We start from the raw sequence: 17,288 nt of genomic DNA, 5'->3' as shown, positions 1-17,288 counted from the left end.
GGACGCCGCGCCATGCACCTCTCCGCGCTGTATCGCTTCCCCCTCAAATCCGCCATGGGCGAATCCCTGCCAAGCCTGCAGCTCGATGGTCTGGGTGTGGCCGGTGATCGCCGCTGGATGTTCGCGGACGCGGAAACCGGGCGGTTCATGACGCAGCGCACTTTCCCTCATATGAGCCAGCTGCAGGCTCGCTGGAACGCGGCTGGCGGCCTCGACCTGGAAGCGCCTGGCATGCCGGCGTTGCAGGTGGCGCTGCCGGACCCCGACCAGGCCCTGCGTGGCGTGATCATCTGGCACGATACTCTGCGGGTACCGGATGCCGGTGATGAAGCCGCGGCCTGGGGTAGCCAGTTTCTCGGCAAGGCCTGCCGCCTGGTTCATGTGCCGGCAGAACGGGCGCGCTATATCGAAGGCAACCTGAATGATGACGAGAAGGTCGGCTTCGCTGACGGCTTCCCGTTGCTATTGATCGGCCAGGCCTCACTGGATGATCTGGTCGCCCGTGTCGGCAGACCGTTGGAGATGCTGCGCTTTCGTCCCAATCTGGTGGTGCAGGGCAGCGACCCCTATGCCGAGGACAACTGGACGCGCATTCGTATCGGCGGGGTCGAGTTCACCCTCGCCAAACGCTGCTCGCGCTGCGTGATCACCACCATCGACCCGCAGACAGGTGAACGCAGTGCCGACCGCGAGCCGCTGATCACCCTGCGCAGCTATCGCCAGGGCGAAGGGGGCATCTTGTTCGGGCAAAACCTCATCAACCACGGCAGCGGCGAGCTGCAGGTCGGCATGCCGGTCGAAGTGCTGGCGTAGGTAGGGGAGTCAACTCGCCGCGACAGGGTGTAAGGCGGTGCCTGGTTAAGCGAAGCGATCCCCGGGGCAAGCTCGCTCCGGGGATCGCCTGCCGGGCTCACTGATCGAAATAACGCTCGTGCCAGCCCACCAGCGGCTGTGGCGCGTTTAGCTTGTCGCCGTAGATCACTGCGTAGGACAGCACGTTCTGCACGTACTGGCGGGTCTCGTTGAAGGGAATGTTCTCTACCCACACGTCGTAAGACAGGTGATTGGCGTCACGCAGCCACTGGCGAACGCGCCCCGGGCCGGCGTTGTAGGCCGCCGAAGCGAGCACCCGGTTGCCGTTGAACTGGCCGTAGATCTGGCTCAGGTAGGCGGCGCCCAGCTGGATGTTGACGCTGGGCAGCAGCGCGTTGTTCGGGTTGCTCAAGGGAATGCCGAACTTGCGCGCGGTCTCCTTGGCCGTGGCGGGCATCACCTGCATCAGGCCCATGGCGCCGACGGGGGACTTGGCATCGGCCATGAAGCCGCTTTCCTGGCGGGTGATAGCGAATACCCAACTGGAATGCAGGCCGCGTTTTTTGGCCTCGCTGGTCAGGGAATCGCGGTGGGCCATGGGGAAGCGGATATCCAGGTCATCCCAGTATTTCGCCTGGCTGATGGTGCGGATCGCCGGGAAGTACCACTGCATGTCGTAGGCCAGGCGCGCTTGGGCGACCAGCTCGTCACGATCGAAATGGCGGCTGGCGTGGTACCACTCGCGGCGCCCTTCGACGATCTGGCCGCGGTCTTGGAATTCCATGGCACGGCGGATGCCGGGGGCATTACGCACCTTCTTCATGACCGCCGGACTCAACTGCAGTGGCGCGTTCTTCAGGTAGTAGGGCTCCTTGACCTGATCGGCGGCCATGAAGCCATAGAAGTCGCGTTCCTTGGCCAGCTCGTGGAACAGCGGCTGGGCGGCCTTGCTGTTCGGTTGCGCCAGTTGCAGGCTGCGCGCCTGCCAGTAGCGCCAGCGGTTGGTGCTGGCCAGCGACTCGGGCATGCGGCTGATCAGCTTGTAGGCATCGTCCCAGCGGCCCAGGCGCAGCAGCAGGCGGGCGCGCCATTCGCTGACGGTGTCGTCGCGCAGGTTGGGGTCGTATTTGGCCATCACATCGAGCGCGCGCGGGTCGAAGCGGCGCGCCAGGGTCAGGCCGATCTCGTTGGCGATGGCGACTTTTTCCTGCTCGGAAAAGCGCATGCGCTGCGAGTAGCCCTCGAGCAGGCTCAGGGCCTGTTCCGGGTCCTGGCGGGCGAGGCGGCGCAGGCCGAGGCTGACCACATCGCCCATGGCATCGTCGGCCGGCGTGAAACGGCCGGTCTGGGTGAGGATCTGCGGTTTCTGGGCGACTTCGACGAGCAGCTTGCCGTGGTTGCTCAGGGTTGGCAGATCCTTGCTCAGAAAGGTCGCCAGGCTGTAGTTGCGCGCTTCAGCGGCCAGTTTGGCGCGTTGCCAGCGGCGTTGTTCGGTCAGTTGGCCTTCAGCCGCCCAGCGGTCGAACAGGCGGTCACAGGCTTCGGGCTGGGACTTGCCGACCAGCCAGAGTTTTTCGGCCGTGGCATAACCTTCGGTGGTCTGGCCCTGGGCCAGCTGGCGCTGGCCATTGAGGCAGTCCAGTTCCGTGAAGTTCAGCCCAGGGTCGTAGTATTTGGCGAAGGTCTGCCATTCGCCGCGCTCGGCAAGCCAGCGCAGCCAACGTAACTTCATCCAGCTGGCCTGGGGCAGGTCGCCATGGGCGGCAAGGAAGCCTTCGATTTCCTGGTTGCTGGCCGACTTCAGGCGCGCGGTCAGCTCGTCATAGGTCAGGTAGGGCGTCAGCGGGTAATCGCGCAGCGCGCTGGCGTAGCGCTCATAAGGGCCCTTGTCGCCCTTGGCCAGGGCGGCCTTGGCTTCGTCGTAGTACTGGCGCTGCTGCTGCAGGCTCGCAGCCTGGCTCAGCGTGGAAGTAGCGGCGCAAATGATCAGGCAGGACAGCAGACGGGGCAAACGACAGCGCATGGCACTTCCGGGGTCATCTCGTGAGCGGGCGCGGCCTGGCTGGATGCAGGTCGCCTGATGTGCCCTTGGGGCGGTGACGGTCTGGGCCGCCGCGAGGCGCGACGGCGACAATGGGCGCTAGCTTAGCCTTTTGCCCGCGTGCCGCGAAAGGGCCGCTGGTGCCCTGCGCATGTCTGTTTATGTCACGTCGATGGCCGGCAGTTGCGCTGACAGACGCCAGCGGCCTTCTCGGTTAGAATATGCGCCCGTTTTTGGCAGACGCCTGTTTCTGCCGGATCAGTTTCCTGGTCGACCCCCGCGCGCGCCGAGTCGCGCTTGCCGGGGTACTTGCCGACCACTCCTGCGTATTGTCGAGGCAACCCTGATGACCCTGCTCAAGTTCACCGATGTTTCCCTGGCCTTTGGCGCCATGCCGCTGCTGGACAAGGTGTCTTGGCAGATCGCCCGCGGCGAGCGGGTGTGCATCATCGGTCGTAACGGCACCGGCAAGTCGAGCATGCTCAAGCTGGTCAATGACCAGCAGAAGCCCGATGACGGCGCGATCTGGCGGGCGCCGGGCCTGAAGATCGGCGAGCTGCCCCAGGAGTTGCCGGTGGCCGATGGCCGCACGGTATTCGACGTGGTTGCCCAGGGTCTCGATGGCGTCGGCGAGCTGCTTGCCCAGTACCACCACCTGGCGCAGAACTGCGTCACCGAGGACGACCTCAACAAGCTCATGCATGTGCAGCAGGAGTTGGAAGCAAAGGACGGCTGGCGCCTGCAGCAACTGGTGGACAGCACCCTGAGCCGCCTGCAGTTGCCGGCCGACAAGACCCTGGCCGAGCTTTCCGGCGGCTGGCGTCGACGCGTGCTGCTGGCCCAGGCGCTGGTCAGCGAGCCTGATCTGCTGCTGCTCGACGAGCCGACCAACCACCTGGACATTGGCGCCATCGCCTGGCTCGAAGAGGCCATCAAGGACTTCCAGGGCGCCGTACTGTTCATCACCCACGACCGGGCCTTCCTGCAGAGCCTGGCCACGCGCATTCTCGAACTGGATCGCGGTGGGCTGATCGACTGGAACGGTGATTACGCCAGCTTCCTGGTACACAAGGAGGCTGCGCTGGCCGCCGAAGAGACCGCCAATGCGCTGTTCGACAAGAAGCTCGCCCAGGAAGAAGTGTGGATCCGCCAGGGCATCAAGGCCCGTCGTACCCGTAACGAAGGCCGTGTGCGTGCCCTGAAAGCCTTGCGGGTGGAACGCAGCGAGCGCCGCGAGCGCACCGGCAAGGCCAATATCCAGCTGGATGTGGCAGACAAGTCCGGCAAGCAGGTGATGGTGCTGGAGAATGTCAGCTTTGCTCACCCTGACGGCCCGCTGCTGATCAAGGACTTTTCCATGGTGCTGCAGCGCGGCGACCGCATCGGTTTGCTCGGCGCCAACGGCACCGGCAAGACCACGCTGCTCAAGCTGATGCTCGACGGCCTGCAGCCCACCGCCGGCAAGGTGGAGCAGGGCACCAAGATCGAAGTGGCCTATTTCGATCAGCTGCGTCACCAGCTCGATGTGGAAAAGACCGTCATCGACAATATTTCCGAGGGCCGCGATTTCATCGAGATCGATGGCCAGAACCGTCACGTGCTGAGCTACCTGGGCGATTTCCTGTTCAGCCCGCAACGCGCCCGCACGCCGGTCAAGGCATTGTCCGGTGGTGAGCGTGCCCGCCTGCTGTTGGCCAAACTGTTCAGCAAACCGGCCAACCTGCTGGTGCTCGACGAACCAACCAACGACCTCGACGTGGAAACCCTGGAGCTGCTCGAGGAAGTGCTGTCGAACTTCAAGGGCACCGTGCTGATGGTCAGCCACGACCGGGAATTTCTCGACAACGTGGTGACCAGCACCCTGGTCTTCGAAGGCGAGGGCAAGGTGCGCGAATACGTTGGTGGCTACCAGGACTGGTTGCGCCAGGGTGGCTCGCCGCGCCTGCTGGGGGTGGGCGAAAGCAAGTCGGGCAAGGCCGAGCTGGGTTCGGCCGTCGTCGAGGCGCCGGTCGCGGCCCCCGTAGCCGAGCCGGCGGCAGAAGCCGCGCCGGCCGCCAAGAAGAAACTCAGCTACAAACACCAGCGCGAGCTGGATGCCATGCCCGAGCAGATCGATGCTACCGAGCAGGCGATTGCTGACCTGGAAGCGAAGATCGCCGACCCTGCGTTCTATCAGCAGTCCGGCGAGCAGACGGCGGCGGTGCTGGCGCAGTTGCAGGCCAAGCAGGAGGAGCTGGACCGCCTGGTCGAGCGTTGGGCTGAGCTGGAAGGCTGACGCCGGCGGCGTCCGCAAGCGATCGCTGATATGAAAACGCCGGGCTTTTGCCCGGCGTTGATCGCTGTAGCGCGGGGTGATCAGGCGGTTGGCTTCTTCAGGCTCACCGCCAGTACGTCGCATGGCGCGCCATGCAGCACGTCGTTGGCGGTGGAGCCCAGCAGCAGGGCCAGGCCGTGGCGGCCGTGGCTGCCGACGATGATCAGGTCGCAATGCTGTTCGGCGGCCAGGCGATGGATTTCCTGGCGCGGCTGGCCGTAGGCCAGGTGACGGCTTTCGGCGCTGAGCTGCGGGTATTTGATGGCAAAGGCGTCGAGGCGCTCCTTGGCCTGTTCGAACTGCTGCTGTTGCAGCATTGACAGGTCCATCGGCACGTCGCCGCCGAAGGCCATGGCCATCGGTTCGACGATGTGTACCACGGACAGTTTGGCCTGGGTGCTGCCGGCCAGAGCCTGAGCGCGCTTCATTACCGGGTCGCACTCCTCGGTCAGATCGACGGCGACCAGAATGTGCTGGTAGGACATGGGGTTGTCTCCTTCAAGGGTGACCAGTGATTTCAAGTATGGCTGGTTTGAGCATTTACCACAGGTTGCGCAGTCGAGATAGAAATTATGACGGGATGGATCATTCTGGCCCTACTGGTTTTCGCCCTTAGCCCGCTGGTCTGGCTGGTGCCGTCGCGTCGCCAGCGTGGCCAGATGGACGTACGTATGCAGGCCCGGCGCCTGGGCCTGGCGATGCAGCTGGCCCGCGAAGAGTGGCCGTACTGGCTGAACAAGACGCCGCCCAACCCCTGCCCGCAATACCATCACCCCCGTCCCCGCGGGAGGCAGGACAGCTGGTGCTACTGGCAGAGCGAGCCGGGCAAGTGGCTGAACAAGTGGCAGGAGCCCTGCGCCGATACGTCGCTGGCCGAACAGCTCGGCACGCTGCCGGCCGACGTCTACAAGGCCGAGGCCACGCCCCAGATGATCGCGCTGTTGTGGGGGGAGCGGGCCCAACCCGAAGCCTTGCCAGCGATCGCCAGCTTTCTCAAGGCTCGTGCCTGATTCAACTGTCGAGCCGACGCCGCACCCACTCAAGAGGCGCTGCCCGGCTGCGCGTACAGCGTGTCGACGTCCGCCAGGCTGCGGATGATGCTGTCCGAGTACTTGTTGACCAGGAAGGGCACGCTCTTTTCGTTGTAATTGCGCAGCGAGCCTTCGATATAGCGCCATTTGGTCGCCACGCCGTCGAGCGTGGTGTTGACCGCCGTGCCATTGCCCGGCTGCTTGCGCAATGCGCTCAGGCGCGCGGAAAAGTCAGCCACCAGTTCTTCAATGGGCCGCTCGCTGCTGTCGCCCGAGAAGCTGGCCCCCACCGAAGCGCTGCGCGCCGCGTAGTTCACCGCGATGCTCTGCATCAGTACGCTGAGTTCGCGGGTGGTCGCCATCTGCTCGCTGATGGCGTTGCCATCCATGCGTTGCAACGCCTCGTAAAGCGCCTGGGCTATTTCCAGTACCTGACGATTGCGGGCAGCCAGGTCCGCGACCGGCTGCAGGTCCGTGTAGCCCTGCTTCTGCAGTGCTGCAATCAAGGCCGTTAGTTCTCCATCGTAACGCTGCCATTGCTGCTGCAATTGTGTCTGCAGGCCGGCCGCGCCCACGTCGGCCAGGTTGGCCAGCTTGCCTAGCTGCTCGCGTGCCTGCTGGCGTGAGGCGTCGATCATCCGCGCATAACGCTGGTCGCCTTCCATGCTGTTGTACATGTAGAAGTCGCCCAGGCTTTTCTGGGTGGCAAGATGGAAGGTCTGCAGGTGCTTGAGGTCGCTGGCGGTATTGGCAAATGCCGCTGTGGGTATCAGCAGGGCAGCAAGCAGAAGGGCATGCAGAGAGACGGCACGCAGGTGAGTTGGCATGCGGGAACCTCGGTGTAATCGCTCGTTCTTGTTGTTTTGGGTCATTCGGTGGCAGCCGAATGGGCGCGACTCTACCCCTGGTCCGGGGTTTTGGCCAGCGCTCACGAATGGGCCAGACGCGCCTGCCGAATGACGGGATATCGACGCGGATAATCGACTTTTCGCTACCAGGTCATGTGACTGTATGGTCTGCGTAGTGGCCGCCGCACTTGGCTACATAACGCCAATTGACAATCTTCGGGTTTTCCGTGAAGGTGTGCTCACCCAAATCAAACGGGCGTATGAATTGAGCGTTTGCCTGACAGGCAATGCCCAATCCAGTCCGAATACTGCATCGGTGGGTAGCAGATTTTCGTCTAAGTTGTTTGGTGGCGAAGTCGGCCGGTTGGCTCCGGTGTGTACTGTTCAGATTCCCTTAGCGTGGAGATCAGTTGATGATTTACGAAGGTAAAGCCATCACGGTTAAGGCTCTTGAAAGCGGCATCGTCGAACTCAAGTTCGACCTCAAGGGTGAGTCCGTCAACAAGTTCAACCGTCTGACCCTGAGCGAGCTGCGCCAGAGTGTCGATGCGATCAAGGCCGACGCCTCGATCAAGGGCGTGATCGTCAGCAGCGGCAAGGACGTGTTCATCGTCGGTGCCGACATCACCGAGTTCGTCGAAAATTTCAAGCTGCCTGAAGAGCAACTGGTGTCCAGCGGCCTGGAAGCCAACAGGATCTTCAGCGATTTCGAAGATCTGAACGTACCCACCGTGGTCGCCATCAACGGCATCGCCCTGGGTGGCGGTCTGGAAATGTGCCTGGCCGCCGACTACCGGGTCATGGCCGAGGGCGCCAAGATCGGCCTGCCCGAGGTCAAGCTGGGTATCTACCCGGGCTTCGGCGGCACCGTGCGCCTGCCGCGCCTGATCGGTACCGACAACGCCGTCGAGTGGATCGCCTCCGGCAAGGAAAACCGTGCCGAGGAAGCCCTCAAGGTCGGCGCAGTGGATGCCGTGGTCAGCGCCGACAAGCTGCAGGCCGCCGCCCTGGACCTGATCAAGCGCGCCATCTCCGGCGAGTTGGACTACAAGGCCAAGCGCCAGCCCAAACTGGAGAAGCTCAAGCTAAACGCCATCGAACAGATGATGGCTTTCGAGACTGCCAAGGGGTTCGTGGCTGGCCAGGCTGGCCCGAACTACCCGGCTCCGGTCGAAGCCATCAAGACCATTCAGAAGGCCGCCAACTTCGGCCGTGACAAGGCCCTGGAAGTCGAGGCCGCCGGCTTCGCCAAACTGGCCAAGACCTCGGTCGCGGAGAGCCTGATCGGCCTGTTCCTCAACGATCAGGAACTGAAGAAGAAGGCCAAGGCGCACGACGCCATCGCCCAGGACGTGAAACTGGCCGCCGTGCTCGGTGCCGGCATCATGGGCGGCGGTATCGCCTACCAGTCGGCCTCCAAAGGCACGCCGATCCTGATGAAGGATATCCGCGAAGAGGGTATCAAGATGGGCCTGGGCGAGGCCTCCAAGCTGCTCGGCAAGCGCGTCGAGAAAGGCCGCATGACCACCGCGCAGATGGCCGAATCGCTCAGTGCCATTCGCCCGACCATGTCCTACGGCGACTTCGGTCACGTCGACATCGTCGTCGAGGCCGTGGTCGAGAACCCCAAGGTCAAGCAGGCCGTGCTGGCCGAGGTCGAGGCGGCGGTCAAGGAGGGCACCATTCTGGCCTCCAACACCTCGACCATTTCCATCAGCCTGCTGGCCAAGGCCCTCAAGCGCCCGGAAAACTTCGTCGGCATGCACTTCTTCAACCCGGTGCACATGATGCCGCTGGTTGAAGTGATCCGCGGCGAGAAGTCCAGCGACGAGGCGGTGGCCACCACCGTGGCCTACGCCAAGAAAATGGGCAAGAACCCGATCGTGGTCAACGATTGCCCGGGCTTCCTGGTCAACCGCGTGCTGTTCCCATATTTCGGCGGCTTCTCCAAGCTGCTCAGCTTCGGTGTCGACTTCGCGCGTATCGACAAGGTCATGGAGAAGTTCGGCTGGCCCATGGGCCCGGCCTACCTGTCCGATGTGGTCGGTATCGACACCGGTCACCATGGCCGTGACGTGATGGCTGAAGGCTTCCCGGATCGCATGGCGGTGGAAGGTCGCACCGCGGTAGACGTGATGTACGAAGCCAACCGCCTGGGCCAGAAGAACGGCAAGGGCTTCTACGCCTACGAGACCGACAAGCGCGGCAAGCCGAAGAAGGTCAGCGACCCCGAGGCCTACGAGCTGCTCAAGTCGATCGTTGCCGAGCAGCGTGAGCTGAGCGACGAGGATATCGTCAACATCATGATGATTCCGCTGTGCCTGGAAACCGTGCGCTGCCTGGAAGACGGTATCGTCGAGACCGCCGCCGAGGCCGACATGGGCCTGATCTACGGTATCGGTTTCCCTCCTTTCCGTGGGGGTGCGCTGCGTTACATCGACAGCGTCGGGGTTGCCGAATTCGTGGCCCTGGCCGACAAGTACGCCGATCTGGGTGCGCTGTATCAGCCGACCGAGAAACTGCGTGAAATGGCCAAAAACGGCCAGACCTTCTTTGGTTAATCGCGCAACGATTGGAGCGAGAGTGAATTTATGAGCCTGAATCCAAGAGATGCAGTCATCGTCGACTTCGGCCGTACCCCGATGGGACGTTCCAAGGGCGGCATGCACCGTAATACCCGCGCCGAAACCATGTCGGCGCAGCTGATCAGCAAACTGCTGGAGCGCAATGACAAGGTCGACCCCAAGGAAGTCGAAGACGTCATCTGGGGTTGCGTCAACCAGACCCTGGAGCAGGGCTGGAACATCGCGCGCATGGCCTCGCTGATGACCCAGATCCCGCACACCAGTGCCGGGCAGACCGTCAGCCGCCTGTGCGGCTCGTCGATGAGCGCGCTGCACACCGCCGTGCAGGCGATCCAGACCGGCAACGGCGATGTATTCGTGGTCGGCGGCGTCGAGCACATGGGCCACGTCGGCATGATGCATGGCGTCGATCCCAATCCGCACCTGTCGCTGTATGCCGCCAAGGCGTCCGGCATGATGGGCCTGACCGCCGAGATGCTGGGCAAGATGCACGGCATCACCCGCGAAGCCCAGGACAAGTTCGGCGTGCGCTCGCACCAGCTGGCCCACAAGGCCACGGTGGAAGGCAAGTTCAAGGACGAGATCATCCCGATGCAGGGTTATGACGAGAACGGCTTCCTCAAGGTCTTCGACTATGACGAGACCATTCGCCCGGAAACCACCCTGGAAAGCCTGGCGAACCTCAAGCCGGCCTTCAACCCCAAAGGTGGCACCGTAACGGCGGGTACTTCCTCGCAGATTACCGATGGCGCCTCCTGCATGATCGTCATGAGCGCCCAGCGTGCTCAGGATCTGGGCATCCAGCCGATGGCCGTGGTGCGCGCCATGGCCGTGGCGGGTGTGGATCCGGCGATCATGGGTTACGGCCCGGTGCCGTCCACCCAGAAGGCGCTCAAACGCGCCGGCCTGACCATCGACGACATCGATTTCGTCGAGCTCAACGAAGCCTTCGCCGCCCAGGCTCTGCCTGTGCTCAAGGACCTCAAGCTGCTCGACAAGATGGAAGAGAAGGTCAACCTGCACGGCGGCGCCATTGCCCTGGGTCACCCGTTCGGTTGTTCCGGGGCGCGTATCTCCGGTACCCTGCTCAACGTGATGAAGCAGAACAACGGCACCTTTGGCGTGGCGACCATGTGCGTCGGCCTGGGTCAGGGGATTACCACCGTGTTCGAACGCATCTGACGTTTGGGTGGTTGCACAACCGGGGCCAGTGCCCCGGTTTTTGTTTTTTGGGTCTCGCCGTCGACAGGCGCCAGGAGGTGCCGTCAGACGGGCGGTCGGCTATTTGTATCGTACGAAAAATATTTCCAGGAAATTGAATGATGTCGCTGCAACCCGGTCTCTACCGTCACTACAAAGGCCCCGAGTACCGCGTGCTGGGTGTCGCCAAACATTCCGAGAGCGAGGAAGAGTTGGTCGTCTACCAGGCGTTGTACGGCGAATACGGTCTCTGGGTGCGGCCGCTTGGGATGTTCACCAGTGAGGTCGAGGTGGACGGCGAGCGGGTTCCGCGCTTTGCTTTTGTCGAGGCCGAAGCGAGCGTGTTGCGTCGGCCTTGAGGTCGACTGAGAAAACACTCGCCCTTGACCTCGGCTTGACCGCCACTATATATAGCGGGGCCAAAGCAGGTCGCAGGGCATTTCCGGTCGGTTGGATGACCAGCCGAACGATGATACAAGCGGCAAGCGCCACGTTCTCTGGCGTTCGCTCTGTCGAGCGAGCGCTTTCATCGCCGACGCGAAAGGCGTCGAGCCGATACGCCCAACAGTGTTCAGGCATTCGCTGCCTTTTCAATTATCGAATTTCAGGAATTTTCCAATCCATGGGTAAATCGCTGGTCATCGTGGAATCCCCGGCCAAGGCCAAGACCATCAACAAGTACCTGGGCAGCCAGTACGTGGTGAAGTCGAGCATCGGCCATATCCGCGACCTCCCTACCAGCGGCGGGGCGGCTACCAAGGAGCCTGCCAAGCGTGGCAAGGCTGCGGCTGGCGAAGCTCCGGCGCTGTCGCCGAAGGAAAAGGCCAAGCGTCAGCTGTTCGCGCGCATGGGTGTCGATCCCGAGCACGGCTGGAAAGCCAAGTACGAGATCCTGCCTGGCAAGGAAAAGGTGGTCGAGGAGCTGCGCCGCCTGGCCAAGGAAGCCGACACCATCTATCTCGCGACCGACTTGGATAGAGAGGGGGAGGCCATTGCCTGGCACCTGCGCGAGTCGATTGGCGGCGATGACAGCCGCTACAAGCGCGTGGTGTTCAACGAAATCACCAAGAAGGCTATCCAGGAGGCGTTTTCCGCCCCGGGCGAGCTGGACATCAACCGGGTCAATGCTCAGCAGGCGCGCCGCTTCCTCGATCGCGTGGTCGGCTACATGGTCTCGCCGCTGCTGTGGGCAAAGATCGCCCGGGGCCTGTCCGCCGGTCGCGTGCAGTCGGTTGCGGTGAAGCTGGTGGTCGAGCGCGAGAAGGAAATCCGCGCCTTCGTGCCGGAAGAATACTGGGAAGTGCACGCCGATCTCGGCACCGCCAAGGACGCCCAGGTGCGTTTCGAAGTGGCGCGCGAAAATGGCGCGGCCTTCAAACCGCTGAACGAAGCCCAGGCCATGGCTGCGCTGGCGACCCTCAAGGCGTCGAGCTACAGCGTTGCCAAGCGTGAAGACAAACCGACCAGCAGCAAGCCAACGGCGCCATTCATCACCTCCACCCTGCAGCAGGCGGCCAGCACGCGTCTGGGCTTCGGGGTGAAGAAGACCATGATGATGGCCCAGCGTCTCTACGAGGCCGGCTACATCACCTATATGCGTACCGACTCGACCAACCTGTCGGCCGACGCCATCGAGATGGTGCGGGGTTTCATCGACAGCGAGTACGGCAAGAAGTACCTGCCCGAGAAGCCCAACTACTACTCCAGCAAGGAGGGCGCCCAGGAGGCGCACGAGGCGATTCGCCCGTCTGACGTCAACCTGCGGCCTACCCAGCTGTCCGGCATGGAGCGCGATGCCGAGCGTCTCTACGAGCTGATCTGGCGCCAGTTTGTGGCTTGCCAGATGCCGCCGGCCGAATACCTGTCGACCACCGTGACCGTCGCCGCTGCGCAGTTCGAGCTGCGCGCCAAGGGTCGTATCCTCAAGTTCGACGGCTACACCCGTGCCCAGCCACAGCTGAGCAAACCGGGTGACGATGCCGTGCTGCCGGAAATGAGCCAGGGTGAGGCGCTGAAGCTGATCAAGCTCGACCCGAGCCAGCACTTCACCAAGCCGCCGGCGCGCTATTCGGAAGCCAGCTTGGTCAAGGAAATGGAAAAGCGTGGCATCGGTCGTCCGTCCACCTACGCGGCGATCATTTCCACCATTCAGGATCGTGGCTACGTGGCGCTGCATAACCGCCGCTTCTACTCGGAGAAGATGGGCGACATCGTCACCGAGCGCCTGTCCGAGAGCTTCTCCGACCTGATGGACTACGGCTTCACCGCCGGCATGGAAGAGAACCTCGACGATGTGGCCCAGGGCGAGCGCGAGTGGAAGCACCTGCTCGACGAGTTCTACGGCGACTTCAAGAAGAAACTGGAAGTGGCTGCCGACGGAGACAATGGCATGCGTGCCAATACTCCGACCCTGACCGATATTCCTTGTCGCGAGTGCGGTCGACCGATGATGATCCGTACCGCGTCGACTGGCGTGTTCCTCGGCTGCTCGGGCTATGCCCTGCCACCTAAGGAGCGTTGCAAGGCCACGGTCAACCTGGTGCCCGGCGACGAGATTGCCGCCGATGACGAGGGCGAGTCGGAGTCCCGCGTGCTGCTCGGCAAGCATCGCTGCCCGATCTGCGCCACGGCCATGGATGCCTACCTGCTCGATGAAACCCGCAAGCTGCACATCTGTGGCAACAACCCCGATTGTGCCGGCTACGAGATCGAGCAGGGCCAGTTCCGTATCAAGGGCTACGAAGGGCCGAGCCTGGAGTGCGACAAGTGCGGCAGCCAGATGCAGCTCAAGACCGGCCGTTTCGGCAAGTTCTTCGGCTGCACCAACAGCGAGTGCAAGAACACCCGCAAGTTGCTGCGCAACGGCGAGCCCGCGCCACCCAAGATGGACGCGGTGAAGATGCCGGAGCTCAAGTGCGAAAAGGTCGACGACACCTACGTGCTGCGCGATGGCGCCTCGGGCCTGTTCCTGGCCGCCAGCCAATTCCCGAAGAACCGCGAAACCCGTGCGCCGCTGGTGCTCGAACTGATTCCGCACAAGGACGAGATCGATCCGAAATACCACTTCCTGATCGATGCGCCGGCCAGGGATCCGGAAGGTCGCGCGGCGGTGATCCGTTATAGCCGCAAGACCAAGGAGCAATACGTGCAGACCGAGGTGGACGGTAAGCCCACCGGCTGGAAGGCGTTCTTCGACGGCGGCAAGTGGAAGGTCGAAGACAAGCGTTGACCCGTACCAGGCATGCTCGAGCGAGCGTGCCTGGGGCTATCTGGAGAGTGCATATGGCTGGCGAACTCTATACCCGCACCAATCAGAAGATCTTCTATGCCGGGCTGTCCCTGGAGTCCTGGCGCAAGGCCGAAGAGGGGCGGGCGATGAATGCCCAGGCGCTGGTACAGGCCGAGCGCGAGGCCACGCTGTTTCATCTGTACGGCGCCTTGCTCGGGCTTTGCCACGAGATCGCCGGCTTCTATCGCCTGCCGAACAGCAGCGCCCCGCGCGCCGAGGCGCTGCTCGAGCGCCAGAGCCTGGCTGACGCGCCGAGCCCGGAACTGGCGGAGTTGGTCGAGCTTGCCGAGAATCGCCATACCTGGCTGGGCCAGCTGCTGGCTGCCCATGCCGAGCTGTTCAAGCCACCACGCCCGCCGCGTGTAGCCAAGGGCGAATCTGGCAATTCTGCGCTGATCGAGGCGGTCAGTGTGGTGGAGGAGGAGCCGCCCCTGGCCCATGAGACCCTGGAAAGCTGGCGGCAGGAACTCAAGTCGCTGGCTCAGCGTTTTCGTGTTGGCCTCAGCGAGTGGTAAGCGCGGCAGGTGCCGCCGATTGAAAGCCGTTCGGCAATTGGCCGTTTTTTCGCCAAGCGATCAGGCGGCCTCGCTGTTACACTGGGCAGCCGTTAGTGGAGAGCCAGAGTTATGCCTACTTCCTTCCTAGAAATCGTCGAATTGCCCGATGGGCGTATCGCCCTGCGTCGAGCTGACGATGAGGAAGCACTGGTGGTGCTGGACTTCTCGGAAGATGCCAAGGCATTTTTGCAGGGCCAACACGTGGAGGTCGCCAAGGCGATGCTCAATGTTGGTGTGCAGATGGCCGGCAGAATGGCTGAAGGCGATTTCGAGCAGGAAGACGAGCAACCGCGCGTACTGCACTGACAGGCATTCGCCTGGATCGATCAGGCGAACGCAGATACACAAAAGGCCAGCATAATCGCTGGCCTTTGTTTTTCTGCTCGACTGTTAGCCGCCGCCAGTTCTCAACCCAGGCTGATATTCAGGCTTTGTGCCTTGCCGGTGCGCGCCGCCGCTTCCAGTTGCCCACGTGCCTGCTGGGGTAGGGGGTGCAGCCAGCTGACCACGGTATGGCTGCGGCCAAGCTTGAGCGCTTCCTGGGCCAGTTGCAGCGGGCTCTGATTGCTACGGGGCTGCAGCAGCAGAATACGCTCGCGGTTCAGCCCGGCGTCACGCAGCCAGCTTTGGGTCAGGCTGGCGGGCGGGGCGATCAGGGTCAGCCAGCGTTCGTCATCCTTCTCACTCAGTTCCCGCAGCATGGGCGCCAGTAGCGTCAGGCAATGCCCGGCGGCACCACGCAGCGACACCTCGCTGAAGGTGTCTTCCTGGCTAGCTGGATCCTCTACGACTGCGATGGTCGATGCCAGAAAAGCATCGAACAGGGGCAGTTGGTTACGGCTCAACGACTGGGGGAACTGCATGACGCCTCCAATTAGCGGCGGATGACGCCGACACTCAAACCTTCGATGACCAGATCCTGTTCTTCCAGATTCACTTCGATCGGGGCGAACTCGGGGTTTTCCGCCAGCAGCCATACCCTGTTGCCTTCACGCTTGAAGCGCTTGACCGTGACCTCATCATCGATGCGCGCGACCACAACCTGGCCGTTGCGGGCTTCACTGGTGGTGTGCACGGCGAGCAAATCACCGTCGATGATGCCGATGTCCTTCATGCTCATGCCGCGCACACGCAACAGATAGTCGGCCTTGGGGCGGAAGAAGTCCGGGTTTATCCGGCAGGCTTCCTCGATGTGCTGCTGTGCCAGGATCGGCGCACCGGCGGCGACGCGGCCAATCACCGGCAGCCCTTCCTCTTCATCCTGGTTGGGCTCGAAGCCCGGAATGCGAATGCCACGCGAGGCGCCTGGGGTCATCTCGATGGCGCCCTTGCGTGCCAAGGCCTTGAGGTGCTCCTCGGCGGCGTTTGGCGACTTGAAGCCAAGGGCCTGAGCGATCTCGGCGCGGGTTGGTGGGTAGCCGTTGTCTTCCAGGCACTGCTTGATGAAGGCGAGAATCTCACCTTGGCGGGGCGTCAGCTTGATCATGTGAGGCGCTCTGGCTTTTTATACAGTGACTGGAATTATATACAGTAAGTGGCGCTTGGCAATCCGTTGGTGGCTGCTCTCCATGGGTTGCGCTTGGGCCAGGGGACGAACGGCAGGCTTGGGGGCATTGCTGCCAACTCCCTCAGCGCCTGGAAGGCAGCGCGACGCTATCGCCAAATCATGACTGAGCATCCAGAATACGCCCTGCGCGGCTTGACAGCGGTACGCGCTGAAACGTATGTTTCAAACACTTGTTTGTCTGGTGGATGTCATGGCGCAATCGGAAACCGTTGAACGCATTCTCGATGCTGCGGAGCAGTTATTCGCGGAAAAGGGCTTTGCCGAAACGTCGCTGCGTCTGATCACCAGCAAGGCGGGGGTCAATCTGGCGGCCGTCAACTACCATTTCGGCTCCAAGAAAGCCCTGATCCAGGCGGTGTTCTCGCGCTTTCTCGGGCCCTTCTGCAGCAGCCTCGAGCGCGAGCTGGACAAGCGCCAGAGCAAGCCCGGGGTGACCTTCAGTCTCGAGGAATTGCTCGAGTTGCTGGTCGAGCAGGCCCTGGCGGTCAAGCCGCGCAGCGGCAACGATCTGTCGATCTTCATGCGCCTGCTGGGCCTGGCGTTCAGCCAGAGCCAGGGGCACCTGCGCAAATACCTGGAAGAAGTCTACGGCAAGGTGTTTCGTCGTTACATGTACCTGGTGCACGAAGCGGCGCCCGGCATTCCGCCCCTGGAATTGTTCTGGCGCGTGCATTTCATGCTTGGCGCGGCGGCGTTCAGCATGTCCGGTATCAAGGCGCTGCGCGCCATGGCCGAGAGCGACTTTGGCGTCGACACCTCGATCGAGCAGGTGATGCGCCTGATGGTGCCGTTCCTGGCGGCGGGAATGCGCTCGGAAAGCGCGGTGACCGATCCGCGTCTTGCCACCGCCCAGCTCATTCCTCGCCACAAAAGCCCTGCCGTCAGCAAGCCTTGAGCCAGGCGCAGCGCTTGCCCACGGCTCCTTGCTGCCCCTAAGCTAGCGGCTTTGCCCTAGCCGCTCCATGCGTGCCACGGCGCGGCAGCCGGGAACTCTGACCGGCGCCACGCGCCCATGGCCGTTGGGCGCGAAGCTCTATTCAAGG

Annotated in this window: 15 protein-coding genes; 10 read left to right on the top strand and 5 right to left on the bottom strand. The window is 62.8% G+C overall.

The annotated features are described in order from the left end of the window. The first annotated feature begins 12 nt into the window (after positions 1–12). A complete protein-coding gene (locus BM154_RS02010) occupies positions 13–813 on the top strand; it encodes an MOSC domain-containing protein (RefSeq protein ID WP_074880346.1) in 801 nt (266 codons plus the stop codon). 97 nt (positions 814–910) lie between these two features. Here BM154_RS02010 and BM154_RS02005 read toward each other — a convergent pair whose 3' ends face one another. Next, positions 911–2,836, bottom strand: a complete 1,926-nt coding sequence (locus BM154_RS02005) for a transglycosylase SLT domain-containing protein (RefSeq protein ID WP_074880343.1) — start codon at positions 2,834–2,836, stop codon at positions 911–913. Between the two features lie 364 nt (positions 2,837–3,200). Here BM154_RS02005 and BM154_RS02000 point away from each other — a divergent pair, with 364 nt between their 5' ends. Further along, complete coding sequence (locus tag BM154_RS02000) at positions 3,201–5,129, top strand: ATP-binding cassette domain-containing protein (protein ID WP_074880338.1); 1,929 nt, start codon at positions 3,201–3,203, stop codon at positions 5,127–5,129. An 80-nt stretch (positions 5,130–5,209) separates the two neighbouring features. Here the strand turns inward: BM154_RS02000 and BM154_RS01995 are convergent, their stop codons facing one another. Next, a complete protein-coding gene (locus BM154_RS01995) occupies positions 5,210–5,653 on the bottom strand; it encodes a universal stress protein (protein ID WP_074880336.1) in 444 nt (147 codons plus the stop codon). A gap of 87 nt (positions 5,654–5,740) precedes the next feature. On the opposite strand from BM154_RS01995, the gene BM154_RS01990 reads away from it, so the two are divergent. Further along, positions 5,741–6,178 (top strand): hypothetical protein, encoded by a 438-nt coding sequence (locus tag BM154_RS01990; protein WP_074880333.1) that lies wholly within the window; start codon positions 5,741–5,743, stop codon positions 6,176–6,178. A gap of 29 nt (positions 6,179–6,207) precedes the next feature. On the opposite strand, the gene BM154_RS01985 is transcribed toward BM154_RS01990, so the two are convergent. Beyond that, on the bottom strand, positions 6,208–7,026 hold the full coding sequence (locus BM154_RS01985) for a hypothetical protein (RefSeq protein WP_074880330.1): 819 nt from the start codon (positions 7,024–7,026) through the stop codon (positions 6,208–6,210). A 434-nt stretch (positions 7,027–7,460) separates the two neighbouring features. Here BM154_RS01985 and fadB point away from each other — a divergent pair, with 434 nt between their 5' ends. From fadB to BM154_RS01955, 6 genes are all read left to right on the top strand, one after another. Then, on the top strand, positions 7,461–9,608 hold the full coding sequence (gene fadB, locus BM154_RS01980) for a fatty acid oxidation complex subunit alpha FadB (protein WP_074880328.1): 2,148 nt from the start codon (positions 7,461–7,463) through the stop codon (positions 9,606–9,608). A 30-nt stretch (positions 9,609–9,638) separates the two neighbouring features. Continuing rightward, a complete protein-coding gene (gene fadA / locus BM154_RS01975; RefSeq protein WP_074880325.1) occupies positions 9,639–10,814 on the top strand; it encodes an acetyl-CoA C-acyltransferase FadA in 1,176 nt (391 codons plus the stop codon). Between the two features lie 140 nt (positions 10,815–10,954). Next, a complete protein-coding gene (locus tag BM154_RS01970; protein WP_074882312.1) occupies positions 10,955–11,191 on the top strand; it encodes a DUF1653 domain-containing protein in 237 nt (78 codons plus the stop codon). Between the two features lie 263 nt (positions 11,192–11,454). Then, on the top strand, positions 11,455–14,061 hold the full coding sequence (gene topA, locus BM154_RS01965) for a type I DNA topoisomerase (protein WP_074880323.1): 2,607 nt from the start codon (positions 11,455–11,457) through the stop codon (positions 14,059–14,061). Between the two features lie 53 nt (positions 14,062–14,114). Next, on the top strand, positions 14,115–14,636 hold the full coding sequence (locus BM154_RS01960; protein ID WP_074880320.1) for a DUF6586 family protein: 522 nt from the start codon (positions 14,115–14,117) through the stop codon (positions 14,634–14,636). Between the two features lie 111 nt (positions 14,637–14,747). Next, positions 14,748–14,984, top strand: a complete 237-nt coding sequence (locus BM154_RS01955; RefSeq protein WP_042555598.1) for a hypothetical protein — start codon at positions 14,748–14,750, stop codon at positions 14,982–14,984. A gap of 101 nt (positions 14,985–15,085) precedes the next feature. Here the strand turns inward: BM154_RS01955 and sulA are convergent, their stop codons facing one another. Next, on the bottom strand, positions 15,086–15,541 hold the full coding sequence (sulA, locus tag BM154_RS01950) for an SOS-induced cell division inhibitor SulA (RefSeq protein ID WP_074880317.1): 456 nt from the start codon (positions 15,539–15,541) through the stop codon (positions 15,086–15,088). An 11-nt stretch (positions 15,542–15,552) separates the two neighbouring features. Beyond that, positions 15,553–16,164, bottom strand: a complete 612-nt coding sequence (lexA, locus tag BM154_RS01945) for a transcriptional repressor LexA (RefSeq protein WP_074880314.1) — start codon at positions 16,162–16,164, stop codon at positions 15,553–15,555. A gap of 271 nt (positions 16,165–16,435) precedes the next feature. Here lexA and BM154_RS01940 point away from each other — a divergent pair, with 271 nt between their 5' ends. Further along, positions 16,436–17,140, top strand: a complete 705-nt coding sequence (locus BM154_RS01940) for a TetR/AcrR family transcriptional regulator (RefSeq protein WP_074880311.1) — start codon at positions 16,436–16,438, stop codon at positions 17,138–17,140. Positions 17,141–17,288: the final 148 nt, after the last annotated feature.

Source organism: Phytopseudomonas argentinensis, assembly GCF_900113905.1.
GTDB classification, from domain to species: domain Bacteria; phylum Pseudomonadota; class Gammaproteobacteria; order Pseudomonadales; family Pseudomonadaceae; genus Aquipseudomonas; species Aquipseudomonas argentinensis.
The sequence above is the reverse complement of the archived record's forward strand: the minus strand, read 5'-3'. Positions and strand labels throughout refer to the sequence as shown.

What these genes read in the sequence shown, in the direction of transcription:
- sulA (WP_074880317.1), bottom strand. Translation starts at nt 15,541, where the DNA reads ATGCAGTTCCCCCAGTCGTTGAGCCGTAACCAACTGCCCCTGTTCGAT.
- BM154_RS01940 (WP_074880311.1), top strand. Translation starts at nt 16,436, where the DNA reads ATGGCGCAATCGGAAACCGTTGAACGCATTCTCGATGCTGCGGAGCAG.
- BM154_RS02010 (WP_074880346.1), top strand. Translation starts at nt 13, where the DNA reads ATGCACCTCTCCGCGCTGTATCGCTTCCCCCTCAAATCCGCCATGGGC.
- BM154_RS01995 (WP_074880336.1), bottom strand. Translation starts at nt 5,653, where the DNA reads ATGTCCTACCAGCACATTCTGGTCGCCGTCGATCTGACCGAGGAGTGC.
- BM154_RS01985 (WP_074880330.1), bottom strand. Translation starts at nt 7,026, where the DNA reads ATGCCAACTCACCTGCGTGCCGTCTCTCTGCATGCCCTTCTGCTTGCT.
- fadB (WP_074880328.1), top strand. Translation starts at nt 7,461, where the DNA reads ATGATTTACGAAGGTAAAGCCATCACGGTTAAGGCTCTTGAAAGCGGC.
- BM154_RS01970 (WP_074882312.1), top strand. Translation starts at nt 10,955, where the DNA reads ATGTCGCTGCAACCCGGTCTCTACCGTCACTACAAAGGCCCCGAGTAC.
- BM154_RS01990 (WP_074880333.1), top strand. Translation starts at nt 5,741, where the DNA reads ATGACGGGATGGATCATTCTGGCCCTACTGGTTTTCGCCCTTAGCCCG.
- BM154_RS02005 (WP_074880343.1), bottom strand. Translation starts at nt 2,836, where the DNA reads ATGCGCTGTCGTTTGCCCCGTCTGCTGTCCTGCCTGATCATTTGCGCC.
- lexA (WP_074880314.1), bottom strand. Translation starts at nt 16,164, where the DNA reads ATGATCAAGCTGACGCCCCGCCAAGGTGAGATTCTCGCCTTCATCAAG.
- BM154_RS01955 (WP_042555598.1), top strand. Translation starts at nt 14,748, where the DNA reads ATGCCTACTTCCTTCCTAGAAATCGTCGAATTGCCCGATGGGCGTATC.
- BM154_RS02000 (WP_074880338.1), top strand. Translation starts at nt 3,201, where the DNA reads ATGACCCTGCTCAAGTTCACCGATGTTTCCCTGGCCTTTGGCGCCATG.
- BM154_RS01960 (WP_074880320.1), top strand. Translation starts at nt 14,115, where the DNA reads ATGGCTGGCGAACTCTATACCCGCACCAATCAGAAGATCTTCTATGCC.
- fadA (WP_074880325.1), top strand. Translation starts at nt 9,639, where the DNA reads ATGAGCCTGAATCCAAGAGATGCAGTCATCGTCGACTTCGGCCGTACC.
- topA (WP_074880323.1), top strand. Translation starts at nt 11,455, where the DNA reads ATGGGTAAATCGCTGGTCATCGTGGAATCCCCGGCCAAGGCCAAGACC.